The organism is Mesorhizobium sp. M0808 (assembly GCF_040320025.1).
In the GTDB taxonomy this organism is placed as follows: domain Bacteria; phylum Pseudomonadota; class Alphaproteobacteria; order Rhizobiales; family Rhizobiaceae; genus Mesorhizobium.
Map to the genome: position 1 here is coordinate 226,832 of NZ_JAMYOX010000002.1, position 18,803 is coordinate 245,634.

General features: G+C 61.3%; 15 protein-coding genes and 1 pseudogene. 12 read left to right on the forward strand and 4 right to left on the reverse strand.

From position 1 onward, the window contains the following. Positions 1-2: 2 nt before the first annotated feature. Both NKI25_RS04130 and NKI25_RS04135 read left to right on the forward strand, forming a co-directional pair. Positions 3-1,439: an aldehyde dehydrogenase family protein gene (locus NKI25_RS04130; RefSeq protein WP_031211677.1), complete on the forward strand. Its 1,437-nt coding sequence runs from the start codon at positions 3-5 to the stop codon at positions 1,437-1,439. 37 nt (positions 1,440-1,476) lie between these two features. After that, complete coding sequence (locus NKI25_RS04135) at positions 1,477-2,058, forward strand: DUF1349 domain-containing protein (protein ID WP_023676303.1); 582 nt, start codon at positions 1,477-1,479, stop codon at positions 2,056-2,058. A gap of 41 nt (positions 2,059-2,099) precedes the next feature. On the opposite strand, the gene NKI25_RS04140 is transcribed toward NKI25_RS04135, so the two are convergent. After that, entirely contained in the window at positions 2,100-2,852 is a 753-nt protein-coding gene (locus tag NKI25_RS04140; RefSeq protein ID WP_023676304.1) for an SDR family NAD(P)-dependent oxidoreductase, read from the reverse strand. A 328-nt stretch (positions 2,853-3,180) separates the two neighbouring features. Between NKI25_RS04140 and NKI25_RS04145 the strand changes: the two genes are divergently transcribed. Beyond that, positions 3,181-4,452 (forward strand): O-antigen ligase family protein, encoded by a 1,272-nt coding sequence (locus NKI25_RS04145; protein WP_023676305.1) that lies wholly within the window; start codon positions 3,181-3,183, stop codon positions 4,450-4,452. Between the two features lie 127 nt (positions 4,453-4,579). On the opposite strand, the gene NKI25_RS04150 is transcribed toward NKI25_RS04145, so the two are convergent. Together NKI25_RS04150 and NKI25_RS04155 are read right to left on the reverse strand one after the other, a co-directional pair. Continuing rightward, the gene (locus tag NKI25_RS04150; protein WP_084641075.1) at positions 4,580-5,791 is read right to left on the reverse strand and encodes a polysaccharide biosynthesis/export family protein; all 1,212 of its coding nucleotides are present in this window, start codon (positions 5,789-5,791) and stop codon (positions 4,580-4,582) included. 207 nt (positions 5,792-5,998) lie between these two features. Next, entirely contained in the window at positions 5,999-6,676 is a 678-nt protein-coding gene (locus NKI25_RS04155) for a sugar transferase (protein WP_023676307.1), read from the reverse strand. A gap of 549 nt (positions 6,677-7,225) precedes the next feature. Here NKI25_RS04155 and NKI25_RS04160 point away from each other — a divergent pair. The 8 genes from NKI25_RS04160 to NKI25_RS04195 all read left to right on the forward strand — a co-directional run bounded on the left by NKI25_RS04160 (position 7,226) and on the right by NKI25_RS04195 (position 16,049). Further along, a complete protein-coding gene (locus NKI25_RS04160) occupies positions 7,226-7,555 on the forward strand; it encodes an exopolysaccharide production repressor protein (RefSeq protein WP_245274682.1) in 330 nt (109 codons plus the stop codon). Between the two features lie 456 nt (positions 7,556-8,011). Then, complete coding sequence (locus NKI25_RS04165) at positions 8,012-9,034, forward strand: glycosyltransferase family 2 protein (RefSeq protein WP_023676309.1); 1,023 nt, start codon at positions 8,012-8,014, stop codon at positions 9,032-9,034. A 269-nt stretch (positions 9,035-9,303) separates the two neighbouring features. Then, positions 9,304-9,705 carry a hypothetical protein gene (locus NKI25_RS04170; RefSeq protein ID WP_352591091.1) on the forward strand — a complete coding sequence of 134 codons (402 nt, stop codon included), beginning with the start codon at positions 9,304-9,306 and terminating at the stop codon, positions 9,703-9,705. 132 nt (positions 9,706-9,837) lie between these two features. Beyond that, on the forward strand, positions 9,838-10,704 hold the full coding sequence (gene exoK / locus NKI25_RS04175) for an endo-1,3-1,4-beta-glycanase ExoK (protein WP_023676311.1): 867 nt from the start codon (positions 9,838-9,840) through the stop codon (positions 10,702-10,704). Positions 10,705-10,789: 85 nt separating this feature from the next. Next, positions 10,790-12,121: a UDP-glucose dehydrogenase family protein gene (locus tag NKI25_RS04180; protein WP_352998206.1), complete on the forward strand. Its 1,332-nt coding sequence runs from the start codon at positions 10,790-10,792 to the stop codon at positions 12,119-12,121. A gap of 31 nt (positions 12,122-12,152) precedes the next feature. Next, positions 12,153-13,232 (forward strand): glycosyltransferase, encoded by a 1,080-nt coding sequence (locus tag NKI25_RS04185; protein WP_023676313.1) that lies wholly within the window; start codon positions 12,153-12,155, stop codon positions 13,230-13,232. 70 nt (positions 13,233-13,302) lie between these two features. Next, the gene (locus NKI25_RS04190; RefSeq protein ID WP_352591094.1) at positions 13,303-14,589 is read left to right on the forward strand and encodes a glycosyltransferase; all 1,287 of its coding nucleotides are present in this window, start codon (positions 13,303-13,305) and stop codon (positions 14,587-14,589) included. Then, a complete protein-coding gene (locus NKI25_RS04195; RefSeq protein WP_352998207.1) occupies positions 14,586-16,049 on the forward strand; it encodes a lipopolysaccharide biosynthesis protein in 1,464 nt (487 codons plus the stop codon). Before NKI25_RS04190 ends, NKI25_RS04195 begins: the two co-directional genes overlap by 4 nt. Before the next feature lie 222 nt (positions 16,050-16,271). Here the strand turns inward: NKI25_RS04195 and NKI25_RS04200 are convergent. Beyond that, positions 16,272-17,324: pseudogene (locus NKI25_RS04200) on the reverse strand (polysaccharide pyruvyl transferase family protein); the annotation flags it as partial. A 302-nt stretch (positions 17,325-17,626) separates the two neighbouring features. Between NKI25_RS04200 and NKI25_RS04205 the strand changes: the two are divergent. Next, positions 17,627-18,799, forward strand: a complete 1,173-nt coding sequence (locus NKI25_RS04205; RefSeq protein ID WP_352591097.1) for a glycosyltransferase family protein — start codon at positions 17,627-17,629, stop codon at positions 18,797-18,799. Positions 18,800-18,803 lie beyond the last annotated feature (4 nt).

Below are 18,803 nucleotides of genomic sequence, written 5' to 3' on the forward strand. Positions count from 1 at the left end.
TGATCCCGTTTCGAAAGAACCTCATCGATGGCGAGTGGGTAGGCGATGCCGGCTCCCGCAACATCAACCCGTCCAATCTCGACGACGTGGTCGGCGAATATGCATCGGGGGGCGCGGAGCATGCTCGGCAGGCCATCGCCGCGGCGAAAGCGGCATTTCCGGCATGGTCCCGATCGGGCCTGCTGGCACGCCATGCGGTGCTGAGGAAGACGTCGGACGAGATCACCGCGCGGAAAGATGAAATAGGCCGGGCGTTGGCGCGCGAAGAAGGCAAGACACTGGTCGAGGGCATCGGCGAGACTGTGCGGGCCGCCCAGATATTCGATTTTTTCGCCGGCGAGGCGTTGCGCCTGTCGGGCGAGCTGGTGCCAAGCGTGCGGCCCGGCGTCGGCGTCGAGATCACCCGCGAAGCGGTCGGCGTCGTCGGCATCATCACGCCGTGGAATTTCCCGATCGCCATTCCGGCTTGGAAAATCGCTCCGGCGCTGGCCTACGGCAACACCATCGTCTTCAAGCCGGCGGAACTCGTTCCGGAGAGCGCCTGGACCATTGTCGACATCCTGCACCGCGCCGGGCTGCCCAAGGGTGTGCTCAACCTGGTGATGGGCAAAGGTTCGGTGGTCGGCCAGGCCATGCTCGACAGTCCTGACCTCAACGCCATCACCTTCACCGGCTCGGTCGGCACCGGCAAGCGCGTCGCCGCCGCCAGCGTCGAGCACATGCGCAAGTTCCAGCTCGAAATGGGCGGCAAGAACCCGCTTGTGGTGCTCGACGATGCCGACCTTGCCGTCGCCGTCGACTGCGCCATCAACGGTGCCTACTTCTCGACCGGCCAGCGCTGCACGGCGTCGTCCCGGCTGGTGGTGACGGACGGCATCCACGACCGCTTCGTCGAGGTGCTCAAGGACCGCATGGCCAAGCTGATCGTCGGCGACGCTCTCGATGCCAAGACGCAGATCGGGCCGGTTGTCGACCAGAGCCAGCTCAAACAGGACGAGGACTATATCGCCATCGGACGTCAGGAAGGTGCCGATCTCGCCTTCGGCGGCGAGCGGCTCGATCGCGAAACCCGCGGCTTCTATTTGCAGCCTGCGCTGTTCACCGAAACCACCAACGCCATGCGCATCTCGCGCGAGGAGATTTTCGGCCCGGTCGCCAACGTCATCCGCGTCAAGGATTATGACGAGGCGCTGGCGGTGGCCAACGACACGCCGTTCGGGCTGACGTCCGGCATCTGCACCTCGAGCCTCAAGCATGCCACGCACTTCAAGCGCAATTCGGAAGCCGGCATGGTCATGGTCAATCTGCCGACGGCCGGCGTCGACTTCCACGTGCCTTTCGGCGGGCGCAAGGGATCGAGCTACGGCCCGCGCGAGCAGGGCCGCTATGCCGCAGAGTTCTACACCACGGTGAAGACCGCTTACACGTTTGCCGGCTAAGAAAAGGCGGCAGACCAGCCAGGCAGCGAGCAAGTCGATGGCATCTGAGAATACGGACCTGACCTGGCTCAATCCGCCGCCGCACCACGCCTTCGGCAACAATACGGTGCATGTACGGACCGGTGAGGAGACCGACTTCTGGCGCGAGACGTTCTACGGCTTCTGGCGCGACAATGGCCATTTCCTCTATCGTGAGGTCGAGGGCGATTTCAGCGCCGAAGTCACGGTCAAGGGGCACTATGAGGTGCTTTACGATCAGGCCGGGCTTATGGTCCGCCTGAGCGAGACGCACTGGATCAAGGCCGGCATCGAATACACCGACGGGCTGATGTATTTTTCCGTCGTCGTCACCAACGATGCCTCCGACTGGTCGCTGGCCAGCATTCCGGCCGATCCGGACGGGGTCAGGATCCGCATGACCCGCCATGCCGAGACGATCCGCGTCCAGTATCGCGACGCATCTGACAAGCACTGGAAACCGGTGCGGCTTGCCTATTTCCCGCCGTCGAAAACGGTCGATGTCGGCATGATGTGCTGTTCGCCGCAGCGCGAGGGCTTCGAAGTGACATTCAGCGATTTTTCGATCGGCCCGCCGATCTCGCGGGAGCTTCACGACTGAGGCGCCGCGATCCGGTCGGGCGGTTTGCGTCCGGCCCCGCCTCAGTAGGTCGCCCGGCCGCCGGAGACGTCGAAGACGGCCGCCGTCGTGAACGAGCATTCCTCGGACGCGATCCAGCAAATCAGCGCCGCCACCTCCTCGACCTCGCCGAACCGCGCCATCGGTATTTTGGACAGCATGAAGTCGATGTGTTGCTGGCTCATCTGCTGGAAGATCGCGGTGCGCACGGCCGCCGGCGTGACGCAGTTCACCGTTACTTTGGTCTTGGCCAGTTCCTTGCCGAGCGATTTGGTCATGCCGATCACCGCCGCCTTGGAGGTGCTGTAGGCCGAGGCGTTCGGGTTACCTTCCTTGCCGGCAATCGAGGCGATGTTGATGATCCTGCCGTAATTGCGTTCGAGCATATGCGGGACCAGCGCCTTGTTGCAGAAGAAGACGCCGTTGATGTTGATGTCGGTGACCCGGCGCCAATCCTCCACCGAATACTCCCAGGTCGTCATGTTCGGCCCGGTGATGGCAGCACTGGTGACAAGGACATCGACCGCGCCAAGCGCTTCGATCGTCTCTCCGGCGGCGGCTTCGACCGCTATGGGGTCGGCGACGTCTAAGGTGACGCTGTGCAGGCCTGGAACAATGGCCTTGGCCTGCTCGATCTGGGCGGCATCGCGATCCCAGACCGAAACACGCCCGCCTTCGTCAGTGATCCTTTGCGCGACGGCCAGGCCGATGCCTGAGGCGCCGCCGGTGATAACAGCAGATCGTCCGGCAAATCGTCCCGCGAAACTCATCGGCATGTGGTCTTCCTCCCAATGGGCGGCGAATGTGAAGTCAACGGCGGACAAGTTCAAGCGCGGACTTGCAACCTCAGAACAGCTTATGATGGGCCAGCACCGGTCAATTGTACGGCACTGCCTTCTGGCCAAATCGTCTCGCCCGGTATGGAGAGAACGGCTGGAACGACGCGCCCGGTTGGCATCCGGGTGACAGGCGGCGCCGGATGGGTTATATTGCACTGCACAATGCGAGCGCCTGCAGGCGAGGCTCCCATCGATCCGACGAATCGGCCCACGAGCGGCCCATGAAATCGGCATTGAGCTGCAAGGACGGAAAACCGCTATCGAGATGAAGATTCCAAAATCTCTGTTGATCGATCCGGACAAGAACACGGTCTATGGCAGCTTTGCCGTTGCCGTCTCGATCTGGGCGTTCTCCTACTCGACCATTTTCGGCCAGGCCATGATCCTGGCTTATTATGCGGTCTGGCTACCGCTCATCCTGGTCGACTACCGCAAGATATTAAGGCACGCTTCCAGCGCCTGGCTTCCGCTGGCCTTTGCAACCTATGTCTGCTTCTCGGTGTTCTGGTCGGCGGCTCCCGGCACCACGGCAAGAACGGCCGTCCAATATTGCTCCCATATCGCCTGCGCCTACATTGCCGCGCGCACCGTCAGCGTCCGGACCTTGACCATAGGCGCCCTGATCGGGATTTTCGTCGTTCTGCTCTACTCGCTCAAGGTCGCAAGTTATTCCTACGACGTTCTCGACGGGACATACAATTTCGTCGGCGCTTTCAGCTCCAAGAACCAGATCGGCTTTGTCGCATCGCTCGGCATTTATTTCTGCGTTGTCTACCTCGCCTTTCTCAGGCGCGGACGCATAAGCTTTTTGTTGATTGTACCGATCGTCCTTCTGTCGGGCTATCTGCTGGTCGTGTCGCATTCGGCCACTTCGATGGCGTCGACCCCGGCGGTTCTCGCTCTGGTCGCCCTGCTTTCCATCGGCAAGCTGCTTTCGCTCCGCCATCGCCGGGTGATTTTCATAATCGGTGCGGGCGGGCTGGTCGCCTGCACCGTGATTGCGCTGAATCTCGGGCTGATGGACTTTGTCCTTGGCCTTTTCGGCAAGGATTCGACGCTCACCGGACGAACCTACCTCTGGCAACAGGGCTGGAATGCCGCGCAGCAATCGCCCATCCTCGGCGTCGGCTACGCGGCTTATTGGGTGCAGGGCTTCTCCGAGGCCGAGCGGCTGTGGAACGAATTCTATATCGCCGCGCGAAGCGGCTTCCACTTCCACAACACCTACATCGAGACCTTGGTGGAACTCGGCTTCGTCGGCGCGACACTGCTTTCGCTGATCATCCTGCGCACGCTCTGGGGTCACGTCTCGGCGCTGATATTCAGGACATGGCAAGCCGACTCCGTGATTCTTGCCGGCGTCATGGTGCTTCTGTTCATCCGATCCTTCGTCGAGGTCGAGACCCTCAATCCCTACATCATGGGATCGTTCCTGCTGTACTACAGCTACTTCAAGCTGGTGAGGGTGCCGGCCGTCGCTCCTTCCCGGTGGAGCGCCGTGAACCATCTCGAGGAACCGGACGCCGTGCGAGGCTAGAGCGGGCGGATCCAGGCGGTTCGTTGCCCGAAGGCCGCCTTGTTTTCTGACCCATAAGATCCCAAACGCAAAAACCCCCCGCAGACCGCTGCCTGCGGGGTTGGTGCTTTGCTCCGGTGGAAAGAAGCTACTGGATGGCCATGGGCGCCGGTTTGACCTTGATCACGTCCCCTGGCAGCACCGGCGTGTCTTCATCGGCGGTGATTTCGCTGGTCTTGCCGTCGACCACCCGCACCAGGGAAAATGACAAGGCCGCTGGTTCGTTGTTGCCGTAGAATTGCGGCATGGGGCTGCCCGACAAGGCTTCGGACATCAAGGCCTTTTCCATATTCAGCTTCAGCGTCACCTCGTTGAGATCGGCTTCCGTCTGTTGCCGGTCGGTCGCGAGGCTGGAGTTCTGGGTGTTCTCGAGATCGATGGCGTCCTGGGTGGCCTTGCTGATCGACTGCTTGGCCGTGAGAATCGCCGTTTCGTAATCCAGGATCTGGCCCTCGAGGTCGGCGATGGTTTGCTGCGAGTTCAAAACCCGCGTGTTGACGACCAGCCCCTTTTGCGCCAGCGAGCCGATGCCGTTGAGCTGCTCCTTCGCCAGATCAACCTGCTTCTGCTGGTTGACGATCTTTTTCTGCAGCGAATCGATCTCGCTTTGCAGCAGTGCCTTCAAATCGTCGAGCGCCTGCAAGCGCAGCTTGAGTTTCTTCTGGTCGGCCGCCAGGATCGCCGTCTCATCGGCAACGATGCTGGGCAGCTTCGGATCGTCGGCCACCTCTTTCGGCACCGCGAATGTCGGCTTGTCCGCTAGTTCCGCTTCGATGCGGGCGCGCTTGACGGTCAGCCTGACCAATTGGTCTTGTAGTACGTCGAAATTGCCCTTGGCATTGATCAGGTCGCGGTCGTAGCGCTGTCCGCTCTCCGGGTTCCGCCGGGCTCCGCCGGCAATGCTCATCGCTTTCAGCACGGACAACCCAGGCACACAAGGATACTGGCCGGGCGATTGCACCTCGCCAGAGATGTAGAATGGCCGGTACTGCGCCATTTCGACGGAAGCCTCCGGCTTGTCGGCCAGAGCGAGCTTGCGCTGCAGCGCCTCACCGAGCGATGCCGCGATCTCCGAAGTCGTCTTGCCGGATGCGGGCATCTCGCCGACGAAGGGAACCGACAAGGTTCCAGCGGGGCCGACCGTGTATTCTCCATTGATGGCCGACCAGTCACGGAACGTGCCTTCGACGGTCTGCCATTCCGCCACGCGGATGGTCAGCTTGTCCTGTGCTCCTAGGCGATAGTCGTCGGCGAAGGCAAACTGTGGCAGGGCTAGCGACAGCGTCAGGCCGGTCGCCATTGTAAGGCAAGTCGTCAAAAGCCGTACTCGCCGCATGCGTCTGGAGAGAATGCCGGTGCAAAAGATATCGATTATATCTGCTTTCAACTGAGCGTTTCCGATCTGGTTTGCCCCGCCCGATGAGCTGCCGATGCCTGAGTTAGGGGCCTGAGTTCTGGGCCCGAATTCTGGACAGTCGCTCCTCGATGCACGGCCAGCAAGCGGCCGTCAGTAGCAGCCTCGCGACATCCAGACCGCAGGTACGGTCTTGATGATGATGCGAATGTCTTCGAACATCGACCAGTTCTCGACATAGTGCCTGTCGAATGCGACGCGGCTGTCATACGAAACATCGTTGCGTCCGCTGACCTGCCAAAGCCCGGTGAGGCCGGGGCGCGATTTCAGGTAATAGACGGCCGAATTGCCATATATCTCCAGCTCATCGCGCACCACGGGACGAGGCCCGACCAGGCTCATATCCCCCTGCAGGATGTTGATGATCTGCGGCAACTCATCGAGGCTGAGCTTCCTCAGCACCGCTCCGACGCGCGTGATCCGCGGGTCGTTCTTCAACTTGCGGGTCGCTATCCATTCGGCGTTGGCCTCCGGATTCGCGGCGAGATAGGCAGCAAGCACCCGCTCGCCGTCTGGAACCATGGTGCGGAACTTGAGGCACGGAAAAATCCGTCCTCCGCGGCCGATTCGGCTGTGACCATAGAAAATCGGCCCGCCATCGGAAAACCTGACAAGCAGCGCTATCATTACGAACAGCGGGCTGAGAGCGACCAGGCCGATCAGCGAACCGACAATATCGAAGCTGCGTTTGAGCAGGCCGCCAATCGGTGGCGGAAAATCGACGCCGGCCTGCGAAAAATCCGCATCGGCCGGCTTGGCTACGTCCCTCATGCGTAAACTCCATACGTTGAACGGATGGTTTACCGCACGATACCAAAAAAATGTTGCAGCGCAACACACAATTTCTCAGACGGCTGTAATAGTCGCGTCATGAACTGACTAAATAATAAACTCGTCCTGCACAAAATTTCCCATTTATGTCGCAAAAGAGACAGATTATGGGCAATTTTGGAAAAGCTAGTCCAATTTTTGGGCTGATTTTAGGCGAATCGCTCTTTATACCCTCCTGTGGAGCTTTGCCGTCATTTAGAATTTCAAGATAATGACTGATGTTGTGATAAAATACTATTCAATATTATGAATCATACTGGAGCGAGTCGATATCCGGCAATCAGTGGTGATGCCGACGTGTGCGTTGCACCATGGCAGAGTCGATCCCGAGGATTCGTTTAAAATTTATTCCGCAGCTGCCCTTGCCGCCTATTGCGCGGCTCAATAGAGTTGTAAATTGTTTCTGTCGGACTATGGACAGATTGGGCTAGGCCGGAAGCAACCGGCCAGACGCGGGCAACCTAAATAAGCTCGCAGAGTTTAAGGGAGGTGCTCGGGGTGGGCTTGTCGACATTTTTTCCCGAGCCGGTTGATGGGCTATCGGGTATGTCACTGCCAAAGTTCATTATCGGAATGTGTTTTGCGCTGGCGATCGTGATCGTCTGGTCCTATTTGGGCGGCGCCTCGCTCGGTACGACGCTGTTTCGCGTCATCGGCTGTGCCATAGTCATCCAACTGGGTTATTTTCTGCTGGTCTTTGCCATGGTCGCCAGAAATGCCCCGACCCCGGCCGACAAAATTCGCGACGCTGAACGAAAGCTGAGTTCGAACGAAGCGGCCGAAGGCGAGAAACTCAGCGCCAGGAGAGGCCTTCACTGATTTCGGGCCTGGCCGCGGTCTGCGATGTCCATATGACCTGTGGTTAAGCTCGCCGGTCCTCTGACGAATTGCTCGCCTCAACAACACCGGCAGTCGGCATTCCTGTTCTTTCAATTCCTTGACACTGCGGGCCTCGACGCGCTCGCTCCGCCCCGCCGCCGTCCGGTCGGCGAGGATCCAGCAACTGGTTTCTGCCAGTCGAGCGCTCTATAGAGCGTGTAGGAACGGCTCTGCCAAAGCGGCGCATTTCTGGAGCCATCCCGATTGAGGCTCGCCGCCTGCCCAACCGGGCCATGACACCCAGCAAAATGAAAAACTGGACGGCGCCGATGATTTTGGCGATGCTTGCTTCGCACTTGCAGCATAGGCGTTTGGGCCGATGCATTTCAGAATGGGCGGTGGGGCATTGAGCGGACGGGGCGAGGAAATCCGCAACGACTTCTGCAATCGAGAGGCATGTCCATGACATCATTCCAGGTCTGCGTGATCATCGCCGCCCGCAATGCGGCGCGGACAATCCCGGCTGCCATTGCATCGGCATTACGCGAGCCTGAGGTTGCGGAAGTTGTCGTCGTCGACGACGCGTCCACCGACGATACCGCGAAAGTCGCCCACGCGGCCGGCGACGGCACGGGCCGCCTTTCCGTCATCCGCTTCGACGTCAATCGCGGCCCATCCTTTGCACGCAACGCCGCGATAGCCGGTTCCAGGTCGCCGTTCATCAGCATTCTGGACGCTGATGATTTCTTTTTCGAAGGCAGGTTTCACAGACTGTTCGCCAGCACCGATTGGGATTTCGCCGCAGACAATATCATGCTTGTCAGGGATGACGCGGCAACCGACGTTTCGAAAATCGTTGCTCCACCGTTCTCGCCCGAGCCGGAATTCCTCGATTTCGAGGGTTTCATCGACGCCAACATCTCCAGGCGCCGTGTGCAACGCGGGGAACTGGGCTTCCTCAAGCCAGTGATCAGCCGCGCCTTTCTCGATCGGCATGGGCTGCGCTACGACGAGAAGCTGCGCCTGGGTGAAGACTATGAACTCTATGCGCGCGCGGTTGCCCATGGCGCGCGCTTCAAGGTCATCAAATCCTGTGGCTACGGCGCGATCGTGCGCGCCGATTCGCTGAGCGGACGGCACAAGACCCAGGACCTGAAGCATCTGGCCGATGCCGACCTGGCACTGCTTGCGATCGACAGTTTGCCGGAGGCATCGAAGGCTGCGCTGAGAAGGCACGAGCGGCACATCCGCGACAAATACCGGTTGCGGAAGTTTTTAGACGTGAAGGCTGAGCGCGGGCTGGCGCCGGCCGCGGCCTACGCCTTGGCCGGCTCGTCCAACCTCACAGCCGTCGTCCGCGGCGTCGCCTCCGATAAGCTGGATGCGCTGTTTCGCCGCGCCGGCCTCGCCGCGAAGCGTCAGCATGTGCCGCCGCTGCGCTTCCTCATGGCCGGAACCAGCACGGCCAGCGAAAGCTAGGCCCGTCAACGTGCGACGGCGGTAGCTACTCCCTTACCCTTCGGTCGGCTCGGACGGTTTCAACGAGATTCATGAGTTTACGATCTAGGTGGTTGCCTATCCGCGCAGGGAATGGCAATCTATGTTGCGGTGCAGCAATTTTGGACGGCCAACCGAACTGGCCCAAGATATCCCCCTGTCAGAGGAGCTGGACGATGAAGAAATGTCTTTTGAACGCGGACGGGCGCCAAGGCCGGTCACCAGCTCGACGATGATGGGGCGCTGACTGCATGGCCTCGATCTTTCGCTTCCGATCGAGAGATCCGGCGCGCGACACGCAGACCGACACCTCGCGCCTCGATCGCTTGGCAAAGCTGCTGGACCAGATCTCGGCCGAGGTCGAGGCAGAGAAGAACGGGCTTGAGAACCGCTACAGGACAACGGCTACCAATGCCGCCTTCCTGGTCGAGGCCATGGAGAACGGAGCGGTCTCCTCCCGCAAGTCCTCCGAAGTCGGCGAACTGACCAGGTCGATCCTGAATTGCGAGCGACGCATCGCGGCGCTCTCGCGCCAGAAGCAGATGATGAAGGATCTCCGTCATTCGCTGGATGAAATCTTCGATGAGAATCGGCAGAACGGCCCCGACATAAGGACCGATTTTGTGAAGCCCGCCGATTTCGGCACAGGCTGAGCGAACACCCCGAGTCGGCGCAATGGTTTTAGGCACAACACGGAGCTTGGGAGCGACAGAGGTCAAGATCAGGTTGTTTCGTCACGGTTCGAACGATCGCTTTGGGGGCGCACAGCACAAGGTGAGTTTGATATGAACGCAGATCCTAAAAGCACGCCCGCCCCGGCAACCCGAGGCACCCCGTTCACGCGCCCGATCCCAGGCAAGCTGCGGCGGCTCCGTTCAGACGGCGCGTTTCTGCTGGTCGTTCTCGGCAGCATGGTTGCGGGCCTGGTCCCCGTGCGCGCCCAGGATCTCCCAACCGCGCCGTCCTTTGTCGATGATTTCACCAGCCTCAGTCGCGCGCGCTGGTACATTTCCGACGGCTGGACGAACGGCAAGCATCAGAACTGCACCTGGTCCAAAAGCCTGATCGGGCTTTCCGACGGCATGCTGACGCTCGGTTTCGAGAAGCGCAAGCTGAAGGATCGCGAATTCGCCTGCGCCGAGATCCAGACCAAGCAGCGCTTCGGCTACGGCACTTACGAGGCGCGGATGAAGACCGACACGGGCTCCGGCGTCAACGCGGCATTCTTCAGCTTCGTCGGCGATGCCGACAAGCAGCCGCATGATGAAATCGACTTCGAGGTGCTGACCAAGGACACGTCCAAGGTTCAGGTCAACGCCTACATAGCCGGCAAAGGCAAGAACGAGAAACTGGTCGACGTCGCTGGCGGCACCGACAAGGCCTTCAACGACTACGCCTTCGTCTGGGAAAAGGACCGGCTGCGCTGGTACGTCAACGGCAAGCTTGTCCACGAGATCACCGATCCGGCGAAGCTGCCCACCCATTCGCAAAGGATCTATTTCAGCCTTTGGGGCAGCGATACAATGAAGGGCTGGATGGGGCCGTTCTCCGATCCCGGCCGCAAGCTCACCATGCAGGTGGATCGCGTTGCATTCACCGCACTTGGCCAGCCCTGCCAATTCCCCGAATCGCTGGCATGCAACACAAACTAGAAGCGCATCTGAACCGGCCGGGCCGAAGGTGGTCGGAAAACCGAAGCTCGAACAGGCCCGAAACCTTGAACAGGAATGAAACCGAATGAATTTGACTGTCTTTGGAATCGGCTATGTCGGTCTTGTACAGGCGGCGGTGCTTGCCGAAGTCGGCCATCAGGTGGTCTGCGTCGACATCGATGCAAAAAAGGTCGAGCGGCTCAACCAGGGTCATGTCCCGATCTTCGAGCCTGGGCTCGAAAGCATGGTCAAGGAGAACCATGCCGCCGGCCGCATCAAGTTCACCACCGACGCCGCCGCGGCGATCAAGCATGGCCAGATCCAGATGATCGCCGTCGGCACGCCGCCGGGCGAGGATGGTTCGGCCGACCTCAAATATGTGCTGGCCGTCGCCGAGGCCATCGGTCGTGAGATGGACGAGCCCAAGATCGTCGTCGGCAAGTCGACCGTGCCCGTCGGCACCTGCGAAAGGATAAAGGCCAGGATCGCCGCAACGCTGAAGGCGCGCGGGCGCGAGGATCTGGCTTTCGACGTCGCCTCCAATCCGGAATTCCTCAAGGAAGGGTCCGCTGTGAGCGACTGCATGAAGCCCGACCGGATCATCGTCGGCACCAGCAACGAGGACACCGAGGCGGTGATGCGCGAGCTCTACGCGCCGTTCAACCGCAACCACGAAAAGATGATCGTGATGGATGTGCGCAGTGCCGAGTTCACCAAATACACGGCCAATTGCATGCTGGCGACCAAGATCAGCTTCATGAATGAAATGGCCAACCTGGCCGAGCAACTGGGCGCCGACATCGAGGAGGTCCGCAAGGGCATCGGCAGCGACCCGCGGATCGGCTACCACTTCATCTATCCGGGCCTCGGCTATGGCGGCTCGTGCTTCCCGAAGGATGTGCGTGCCCTGATCAAGACTGCCGAGGCCGTCAAGTTCGACGCCAAGCTGCTGCGTGCCGTCGAGGAGCGCAACAACCAGCAGAAGTCGGTCCTGTTCGAGAAGGTGGACCGCTATTTCAAGGGCAATCTCAAAGGCAAGACATTTGCGCTGTGGGGCTTGGCCTTCAAACCCAATACCGACGACATGCGCGAGGCCCCGGCCCGCACGCTGATGGAAGCGCTCTGGGCCGCTGGTGCCAATGTGCAGGCCTATGATCCGGAGGCGATGCAGGAATGCCAGGCGATCTACGGGCTGCGCGACGACCTGCAACTGTGCGGCACCAAGGAGGCCGCGCTGCGAGGCGCCGATGCGCTCTTGATCGTGACCGAGTGGAAAAGCTTCAGCGCGCCGTCTTTCGATGCGCTGAAGAACGCGCTGACCACGCCCGTCATCTTCGACGGACGCAATCTCTACGACCCCAAGGTCATCGCCCGCCACGGCATCGAATACCACAGCATCGGCAGAATGGCGGCGTGACGCTAGGGCGGTCCAGCAAGGAGCCAGGTCCATGAAAGTTCTGTTTGCGGGCGGCAACGGCTACACGCCGCAGTTCAGCGGTGGCGTTCAGTCGAGCACGCATCATCTGGTCGAGCAGCTGCGCGAGCACGGTCATGACGCCTCGGTTCTGGCGGCGCTGTTCGGTGACGGCATGTTCGGCTTCAAGGCGCGCGCCAAGATGAAGCTGCTTCGCCAGCGAGCGGTCATCGACAGCTATCCCGGCTATCCGGTCGTGCGGGCATGGTTTCCCTGGGAGGCGGCGCGCTTCGCGGTCGAACGGCTCGATCCCGATGTCGCCGTCGTGCAGTGCCACAAATCGGTGCCGATCGGAAAGGCGCTGCAGGCGCTCGGCGTGCCGCTGGTGGTCTATCTGCGGAACGTCGAATTCCACGAACTGGCCGGCGACCTGCGCGAATTGCATTCGGCGCTTTATATCGCCAACTCCGAATTCACTGCGCGCACCTATAAGGAAAGGTTCGGCATCGATTCGACCGTGATCCCGCCGACCATCAATCCCGGGCTCTACAGCACGCCGACCACCGGTGAATTCGTCACGCTGATCAATCCTTACAATGAAAAAGGGTTCGAACTCGCCGTGCGCATCGCCGGCCAATGCCCCGAAATTCCGTTCCTGTTCGTCGAAAGCTGGAAGCTCGACGACGACCACCGGGCGCAGATCGAACGGATCATCGCGCCGCTGCGCAACGTCAGGCTGGAAAGCCGCACCAGCGACATGAAGACCGTCTATGGCCGCACCAAGATCCTGCTGGCGCCCAGCAAATGGGAAGAAGCTTGGGGGCGGGTGGCATCCGAGGCCCATTGCAGCGGCATTCCAGTCGTCGGGTCCCGTCGCGGCGGCCTGCCGGAAGCGATTGGCGCCGGCGGCGTGGTGCTCGACTATGACGCACCGCTCGACGACTGGGTCGCCGCGGTCAGGCGACTATGGAGCGACAAGGCCGAGTACGATCGGCTGTCGGCGGCGGCGCAGCTGTTTTCGGAGCGGCCGCAAATGAACCCCGACAGCCAGTTCGCGACCTTCCTCCGCGTTCTCGACAACGCCAGGCAAGGCGCGCTGGAGCGTGCCGCCTGATGCATTTCGTCCAAAACCATGCACGTTGCCCAAAAGCCGGCTCTCGCGCCTGACCGGGGTGGGAGCTGCCTTGGGACAACGACACGCACAACACCAGACGCTTGAGGCGCCTCGCACGGTAGCGACGGGCGTCAGCCCTCATCCGCGCGAGCAGATCGCCGACCGGCCTCGAAAGATCGTCCATCCGATGAAGATTTGCTTCGTAGTTGATAAGTTCCCCTCTTTGTCGGAGACCTTCGTCCTCGACCAGATAGAAGGGTGCCTCGAGCGCGGCATGCAAGTCGGCGTCGTCTGCAACGAGACGTCCTTCGGCAAGGACAGCAACATCGACGATCGCCGCTGGCAGGCTCTCCCTGGCAAGGTCGTCTGCTGGTGGGGCGGGCTGGGGCGCTTTCGCCCGACGCTCAGGAGATGGTCGGGCAGGTTCTGGGATAAGCTCTCGACCGCTATCGACATCGCTTTTGCGCGCAAATTGCAGGACGCCGATGTGATCGTCGCGCATTTCGGCAATAACGGCATGCGCGTCGCCCGCGCCATGAAACGAGGCCGGATTTCCGCTCCGCTGGTGACCATATTCCACGGCCGCGATGTTGGCGAACCGCTGCATGACAACACGCTCACGCGCTACAAGGTTGTCTTCGACAAGGGCGTTCTCCAGCTCCCGGTGAACGCGTTTTTCCGCGACGCCCTGATCGGCGTCGGCGCACCCCCCGCGCAAGTCATGGTTCACCATATGGGCGTGCGGCCCGGTGAGATCGGCTACCATTGGCGTTCCTGGGACCGGGACACGCTGTCCTTCATCTCGGTCTGCCGGCTGACCGAAAAGAAGGGCATCGAATTCGCCCTTCGGGCGCTCGCCAGCCTGCCGCGGCGCGACTGGGTCTATTCGGTGATTGGCGGCGGCGAATTGCTGGAAGAGTTGAAGAAGCTCGCCGCAAATCTCGGCATTGCCGACCGGGTGACTTTCCTCGGGCCGCGTCCGCACGCCGAGGTCAAGCAGCGCCTGCGCAATGCCCACGTATTCCTGCTGCCTAGCGTTGCCGCGCGAGACGGCGATCTCGAGGGTATTCCGGTGGCGCTGATGGAGGCTATGGCCGCCGGGCTGATCGTCGTCAGCACCTATCACTCGGGCATCCCCGAACTGATCGAGGATCAGGAGACAGGCTTCCTCGCACCGGAGCGAGACGTTGCGGCGTTGGCCCGCAAGCTTGTCTGGGTGGCCGAGAACCCGGACAAATGCGAGCGCATCGCACGTGCGGCGCGCCGCAAGATCGAGCAGGATTTCAACGCGGACGTACTCAACGAACGTTTTGCGCAGATCGTTGCTCAACTGGCCGAAGCCAGGCAGCCGGCATGAACGCCAACCCGCCCCCCCAGTTCGGTCGCGTCGCCCTGCGCGGCGGCGTGGTGACGATCGGCGCGCAAGGCTTTAAGATGGCGATCCAGTTTCTCTCCGTCATCGTGCTTGCGCGTCTGCTCGTGCCCGAGGATTTCGGCCTGGTGGCTTCCGTCGGGCCGATCGTGGCCTTTGTCGGGCTGCTTCAAAATCTTGGCCTGCAACAGGCCGTGGTCCAGCGCAAGGATATCAGCACCGAGCAGCTCAACCAGGTATTCTGGATCAGTGCGCTGGTGGGGATAGGCAGTGCCGTGGTGGTTGCATGCCTGGCGCCCGCCATCGCTGCCTTCTATGGCGATCAACGCATGGTGGGGATCACCATCGGCTCTGCCTTGCCGCTGCTGCTTGGCAGCCTCGCCGCGGTGCCGCTGGCGCTGATGAACCGTCACTTGCGCTTTGGCCAGCTCGCGCTGAACGACGTGATAACCGCTGCTGCCGGACTTGCGACTACCGCAATCGCCGCCTATGCGGGGCTGGGCTACTGGTCGCTGGTCATCGGCCCTGCGGTATCGGCCGTTGTCGCGCTGGCCGCGGCATGGCAGGTGGCGCGCTGGACGCCGTCGCGGCCGGACCTGAAGGTCGATACCGACATATTGTCTTTCGGCGCCAATCTGACCGGCTTCAATCTGGCCAACTTCTTCTCGCGCAATCTCGACAACATCCTGATCGGAAAGTATTCGGGCGCGATCGAGCTCGGCTATTATGACCGCGCCTACAAGCTCCTGCTGTTTCCGCTGCAGAACATCAACCAGCCGCTGACACGCGTGATGGTGCCGCTGCTGAGCCGCATCCATGAGGACAAGGCGCGGTTTCGCGACATCTATGTGCGAACCAATTGGATGCTGGCGGCCATCACTATGCCCGGCATCGCGGCGCTGACGCTGACGTCGGACCAGGTCGTCGGGCTTCTCTTCGGCGAGCGCTGGACGGCGGTGGCGCCGATCTTCGCCTGGCTGGGCATCGCCAGCCTGATCCAGTCCATCTCGAGCACCACCGGCTGGATCTTCATCTGCCAGGGCAAGACCAAGACCATGTTCCACTGGGGCATCTACTCGTCGCTGACGACGGTCGCCGCCTTCATCATCGGCCTGCACTGGGGCGCCGTCGGTGTCGCGGCGGCCTATGCGATCAGCGGCTATGTGCTGCGCGTCCCGGTGCTTGCCGTTCTTGTCCACCGGGTCGGCCCGGTGACCGCAGCCGACTTCCTGGTCATGCAGGGGCTTTTCATCGCGTCATCGCTGCTTGCCTGGTCCGTGTACCGGGAGTTGCCGGCATCGCTGACCAGCCAGTCAGACCTGCTCGCGGTGGTCCTGGCGGTTGCCGTCAATTATTCGATCGGCCTGGTCCTCATGCTTGCCCTTCGCCAGTCGCGCAGCGCCCTGTTCACCACGCTTTCCAGCGCCATGCGCAACGCCCGCTAGGCCGGCAATCACCGGCCTCAAAAGCTCACCTGCCGACATCGCCGACGCATGCTCCTCAAGCACTGCCTGAAGGCTCGTCCTGCGATAGAGGTCGAGATTGGCGGTAAGTCTGCCGAGCTTCTCGCTCGCTTCCTCGGGCGTCACCGTGTCGATGTCGAGCAGCAGGTCGGCGACGCCGATCCGCTTGGCAAGTTCCTTGGTCTTGAATTCATAGGCGATCGGCAGCACCGGCGTGCCGACGCAGAGCGACATGATCATCATGTGCATGCGCGTTGCGACAACGAAGTCGAAGCCTTTCACCAGTGCCATCAGTTGCTCCGGCGTGTGGAACGAAGCGTCCACGCTGACATGCTTGGCGATCTCCGGATCGAGTTCGGCAACGATAGCCCGCGCCGTCTTGGAATCGTCATGGGCGTATTCCGGCACGCCCTGGCAGGTGGAGACGAAGGTGACCTCCTTGGCGTGGTCCCTGACCAGGATGGTCGCGATCGCACGGATCGAGTCGATGTAGCGGCGCATGCCGCCCTCGCCGTCGCTGACATAGTTCCAGTGACGGACGGAAATGGCGACGCGGCCGGTGACGGTCGCCGACTGGCCGGAGGCCAGAATTTTTCCGATCCTGTCGGTGTCGGCCAGGGCAAAGACGGCGTCGGCCACGACGTGGCATTTGCCGGGGTCTTTCACCATGTCCACAATGTGGCCTCGCGAACGTTCGTCGCGCAGCAGGATGAGCGGGCTCCGATCGAAGATTGGGCTCAACTCCTGGCGATTGTAACTTTTGTTGAACGGGCCGAGCGATTGCGTGAAGAAGACGGGGTCCTTGCCCAGAATCGCGTCGATCCGGAATTGATTGAGTCGCCGTTCCAGATTGTAAGTCTCGACAAGATAGGTTCCGCCTGTCGTGACCACGAGGTCGGCGCCTTTGTAGATCTCGAGACCACGGCGATTGCTTGAGCTGAACAAACGCCCGAGAACGCCGCGGATGCCGAACCGCCGCAGGGCATTGAGGACGAGCCGATTGTAGATCGGCTTGAACAGGTTCTTCAGCCCGCTGCCGTATTTGTAGCGGAACAGCGATTCCGACAGCAGCTTGTGGAATTCGAGATCAGGATACTCTTTCTTCGTGTAGAGCCTCGCCGCCACCTCCGGCTGGCTGTCGAAGACGCAGAACTGGATATCGTCTTGCACGATCGTCTTGAAAACATGGCGGATCGCCAGGAGAATCGCTGCATCCCCGGTATTCAGGCAGACGGTGTTTTCAACCGCGATCTTCATGGAATGACCTCATTTCGTGAGTAGTCCCGTGCTTCCATCGACGGGTGCGAAGGGGCGGATTGCAGGCGGGTTGGCCGAAAATGCTGCACGCCAAGGATGGTCCTCGCGTCGTGATTATTGGCGCGCAGCCCGATGGCAGGCCAACGCGCGGTCCATGTGGCCCAAGCAGAGCGAGATTAACCCATCGATTTTGCAGTGCAACAAAAAACGGGGATCTTTGCTACGCTGCAACCAAAAATGTTGCGATGCAGCAAGAGCTGTACTAGCATTGTCGCGGGCGGGCCAACAGCGGTCGAGTTTTCATGCTGCATGTCTTGTACTTGGTACACGACGTCTCCGACCCGGCAGTGCGCCGGCGGATCATAATGCTCAAGGCAGGCGGCGCCCAGGTTACGCTGGCGGGCTTTCGTCGTACGGCAAGCGCAGTTGCTGATGTCGAGGGCTTGCAGCCGATCGATCTCGGCCCGACTCGTGATGGCCGATTCGCCCAACGTCTGGCCGCGATCATGAAGGCAGTCGTCTCGACCGGCTCGAAGCTGGGCTCAATGCCACGGCCCGACCTCATTATCGCGCGCAATCTGGAAATGCTGGCGCTTGCCCGCCGCGCCAGGTCGGCTTTCCAGGCAACGGTGCCGATCGTCTACGAGTGCCTGGATATCCATCGCCTGCTGCTTCGCGACGATCCGCTGGGCTGGGCGATGCGCGGCGCAGAACGCTTCCTGGCCAGGGATGTGAAGCTTCTGGTGACCAGCTCTCCGGCCTTCATCGCCAACTATTTCAAGCCGTTCGGACAGATTGCCGCCCCGGTCGAACTGCTCGAAAACAAGTATTTCGAGCCAGCCGCGGCCTCGCTGGATGACCGCGCGGCGCCGGAGAACCCCGTAGCGCCGCCTTGGCGGATCGGCTGGTTCGGGGCGCTTCGCTGCCGTCGCTCCCTGGAGCTTCTGGCCGAATTTTCGCGCCGCCTCGACGGCCGCTTTGAAATCGTCCTCAGGGGGCGCCCGGCGCTGTCCGAATTTCCCGATTTCCACGGTTTCGTCGAATCGGAACCCTGGCTCTCGTTTGGCGGGCCCTACCGCAATCCCGAGGATATGGCGGCGATCTACCGCGAGGTCCACTTTTCCTGGGCCATCGACTTTTTTGAGCAGGGCCTGAACTCCGAATGGCTGCTGCCCAACCGGCTCTATGAGGGCTGCCGCTTCGGAGCCGTGCCGATTTCGATGGGAGCCACCGAAACCGGCCGGTTCCTCGACCGGCAAGGCATAGGGGTTCTTTTGCCAGAAGCCGCGCCCGAGGCGCTCGAAGCCGCCGTCGGCACGATGGAGCAGCATCGGTTCGGGACATTGAGGGCGCGTGTTCTCGCCCGCAATCCGCGCACCTGGAGCTACGACCGCGCCGATTGCCGGGCGCTCGTCGAAAAGCTCCGCGGGCTGACTGCGGCTCCCGGTCCATATGCTGCCGAAGCATTGGCATAGAAGG

Coding starts and splice junctions, on each gene's coding strand:
- NKI25_RS04150 (WP_084641075.1), bottom strand. CDS start 5,791: ATGGCGACCGGCCTGACGCTGTCGCTAGCCCTGCCACAGTTTGCCTTC.
- NKI25_RS04170 (WP_352591091.1), top strand. CDS start 9,304: ATGGCCTCGATCTTTCGCTTCCGATCGAGAGATCCGGCGCGCGACACG.
- NKI25_RS04205 (WP_352591097.1), top strand. CDS start 17,627: ATGCTGCATGTCTTGTACTTGGTACACGACGTCTCCGACCCGGCAGTG.
- NKI25_RS04180 (WP_352998206.1), top strand. CDS start 10,790: ATGAATTTGACTGTCTTTGGAATCGGCTATGTCGGTCTTGTACAGGCG.
- NKI25_RS04155 (WP_023676307.1), bottom strand. CDS start 6,676: ATGAGGGACGTAGCCAAGCCGGCCGATGCGGATTTTTCGCAGGCCGGC.
- NKI25_RS04185 (WP_023676313.1), top strand. CDS start 12,153: ATGAAAGTTCTGTTTGCGGGCGGCAACGGCTACACGCCGCAGTTCAGC.
- exoK (WP_023676311.1), top strand. CDS start 9,838: ATGAACGCAGATCCTAAAAGCACGCCCGCCCCGGCAACCCGAGGCACC.
- NKI25_RS04195 (WP_352998207.1), top strand. CDS start 14,586: ATGAACGCCAACCCGCCCCCCCAGTTCGGTCGCGTCGCCCTGCGCGGC.
- NKI25_RS04165 (WP_023676309.1), top strand. CDS start 8,012: ATGTCCATGACATCATTCCAGGTCTGCGTGATCATCGCCGCCCGCAAT.
- NKI25_RS04140 (WP_023676304.1), bottom strand. CDS start 2,852: ATGCCGATGAGTTTCGCGGGACGATTTGCCGGACGATCTGCTGTTATC.
- NKI25_RS04135 (WP_023676303.1), top strand. CDS start 1,477: ATGGCATCTGAGAATACGGACCTGACCTGGCTCAATCCGCCGCCGCAC.
- NKI25_RS04145 (WP_023676305.1), top strand. CDS start 3,181: ATGAAGATTCCAAAATCTCTGTTGATCGATCCGGACAAGAACACGGTC.